Annotated in this window: 1 protein-coding gene; it reads right to left on the bottom strand. The window is 65.3% G+C overall.

The window, feature by feature from the left end:
• The coding region (locus HDG39_RS34405; protein ID WP_221305971.1) for a hypothetical protein at positions 1-3150 on the bottom strand (3150 nt) is incomplete at both ends.

The raw sequence follows: 3150 nt of genomic DNA, 5'->3' as shown, positions 1-3150 counted from the left end.
ACGCTCCACCACCGTGAACTCGTGCTCGCCTTCTTCCAGCGGCGTATCAGGCGTGAAGCTCCAGTTGCCGTCCTCGTCGACCTGCGTCTCGCCAATCGGCGTGCCGTTGTCGATCACGACGATCGTGTCGCCCGGTTCGCCCTTGCCCACCAGCGTCGGCGTCGTGTCGTCCGTGCTGCCGCCATTGTCCACCGGACCCTGAACCAGACCCACGTCGTCAATCACTGCGCCAATGACTGGCTGGTCCGGCGCATCAACATCCGCGTCAGCATCCGCATCCGCATCCGCATCAGCATCAGCATCCGCATCGGCGTCAGCATCGGCATCGGCATCGGCATCAGCGTCAGCATCGGCATCCGCATCCGCATCGGCATCGGCATCTGCGTCAGCATCCGCGTCCGCATCCGCATCGGAATCTGCATCCGCATCCGCATCCGCGTCGGCATCCGCATCAGCATCCGCATCAGCATCCGCATCCGCATCCGCATCAGCATCCGCATCAGCATCAGCATCAGCATCCGCGTCGGCATCCGCGTCCGCATCCGCGTCAGCATCCGCATCCGCATCCGCATCCGCATCCGCATCCGCATCGGCGTCAGCATCGGCATCGGCATCGGCATCGGCATCAGCGTCAGCATCGGCGTCGGCATCGGCATCGGCGTCCGCATCCGCATCCGCATCGGCATCCGCATCCGCATCCGCATCCGCGTCAGCATCAGCATCAGCATCGGCATCGGCATCGGCATCGGCATCGGCATCGGCATCAGCATCCGCGTCGGCATCGGCATCGGCATCCGCGTCAGCATCGGCATCGGCATCCGCGTCGGCGTCAGCATCCGCATCCGCATCCGCATCCGCATCGGCATCCGCATCCGCATCCGCATCCGCATCAGCATCAGCATCCGCATCCGCATCAGCATCCGCATCAGCATCCGCATCCGCATCCGCATCAGCGTCAGCATCCGCATCCGCATCGGCATCAGCGTCCGCATCCGCGTCGGCGTCAGCATCGGCATCCGCGTCAGCATCCGCATCCGCATCCGCATCCGCATCCGCATCCGCGTCAGCATCTGAGTCGGCGTCCGCATCAGCATCAGCATCAGCGTCCGCATCCGCATCCGCATCGGCATCCGCATCCGCATCCGCATCGGCATCCGCGTCAGCATCAGCATCAGCATCGGCATCGGCATCGGCATCGGCATCAGCATCCGCGTCGGCATCGGCATCGGCATCCGCGTCAGCATCGGCATCCGCGTCGGCGTCAGCATCCGCATCCGCATCGGCATCCGCATCCGCATCCGCATCGGCATCCGCATCCGCATCAGCATCAGCATCAGCATCCGCATCCGCATCCGCATCCGCATCAGCGTCAGCATCGGCATCCGCGTCGGCGTCAGCATCGGCATCGGCATCGGCATCCGCGTCAGCATCCGCATCCGCATCCGCATCCGCGTCCGCATCCGCGTCAGCATCTGAGTCGGCGTCCGCATCAGCATCAGCATCAGCGTCCGCATCCGCATCGGCATCCGCATCGGCATCCGCATCAGCATCAGCATCAGCGTCCGCATCCGCGTCAGCATCCGCATCCGCATCCGCATCAGCATCAGCATCAGCGTCAGCATCGGCGTCGGCATCGGCATCGGCATCGGCATCGGCATCCGCGTCAGCATCCGCATCGGCATCCGCATCAGCATCGGCATCGGCATCGGCATCGGCATCCGCGTCAGCATCCGCATCGGCATCCGCATCAGCGTCGGCATCCGCATCAGCGTCCGCATCCGCGTCAGCATCCGCATCGGCATCCGCATCGGCATCCGCATCAGCATCAGCATCAGCGTCCGCATCCGCGTCAGCATCCGCATCCGCATCCGCATCAGCATCAGCATCAGCGTCAGCATCGGCGTCGGCATCGGCATCGGCATCGGCATCGGCATCGGCATCCGCGTCAGCATCCGCATCGGCATCCGCATCAGCGTCGGCATCCGCATCAGCGTCCGCATCCGCGTCAGCATCCGCATCCGCATCCGCATCAGCATCAGCATCAGCGTCAGCATCGGCGTCGGCATCGGCATCGGCATCGGCATCGGCATCCGCGTCAGCATCCGCATCGGCATCCGCATCAGCGTCGGCATCCGCATCCGCATCCGCATCCGCGTCGGCATCCGCATCCGCATCCGCATCAGCGTCCGCATCCGCATCCGCGTCGGCATCAGCATCGGCATCGGCATCGGCATCGGCATCAGCATCCGCGTCGGCATCGGCATCGGCATCCGCGTCAGCATCGGCATCCGCGTCGGCGTCAGCATCCGCATCCGCATCGGCATCCGCATCCGCATCCGCATCGGCATCCGCATCCGCATCAGCATCCGCATCAGCATCCGCATCCGCATCCGCATCCGCATCCGCATCCGCATCCGCATCCGCGTCGGCGTCAGCATCGGCATCGGCATCGGCATCCGCGTCAGCATCCGCATCCGCATCCGCATCCGCGTCCGCATCCGCGTCAGCATCTGAGTCGGCGTCCGCATCAGCATCAGCATCAGCGTCCGCATCCGCATCAGCGTCGGCATCCGCATCGGCATCCGCATCAGCATCAGCATCAGCGTCGGCATCCGCATCAGCATCGGCATCGGCATCCGCGTCAGCATCCGCATCCGCGTCAGCATCCGCGTCCGCATCGGCATCGGCATCGGCATCCGCGTCAGCATCCGCATCCGCGTCAGCATCCGCGTCCGCATCGGCATCCGCGTCAGCATCCGCATCCGCATCCGCATCCGCGTCGGCATCCGCATCGGAATCTGCATCCGCATCCGCATCGGCATCCGCGTCAGCATCCGCATCCGCATCCGCATCCGCGTCAGCATCCGCGTCCGCATCAGCATCCGCGTCGGCGTCAGCATCCGCATCCGCGTCGGCATCCGCATCCGCATCCGCGTCCGCATCGGAATCTGCATCCGCATCGGCGTCAGCATCCGCATCCGCATCCGCGTCAGCATCAGCATCAGCATCCGCGTCCGCGTCCGCATCCGCATCCGCATCCGCATCCGCATCCGCGTCAGCATCCGCGTCCGCATCAGCATCAGCATCGGAATCAGCGTCCGCATCCGTATCGTCGTCAACTGCACCCGGCGGCGTCTGTTCATCCACTAC

Source organism: Paraburkholderia lebeckiae (assembly GCF_014201005.1).
Classification (GTDB): domain Bacteria; phylum Pseudomonadota; class Gammaproteobacteria; order Burkholderiales; family Burkholderiaceae; genus Paraburkholderia; species Paraburkholderia tuberum.
Note: the sequence above shows the minus strand (reverse complement) of the source record. Positions and strands in the feature narration are given on the sequence as shown.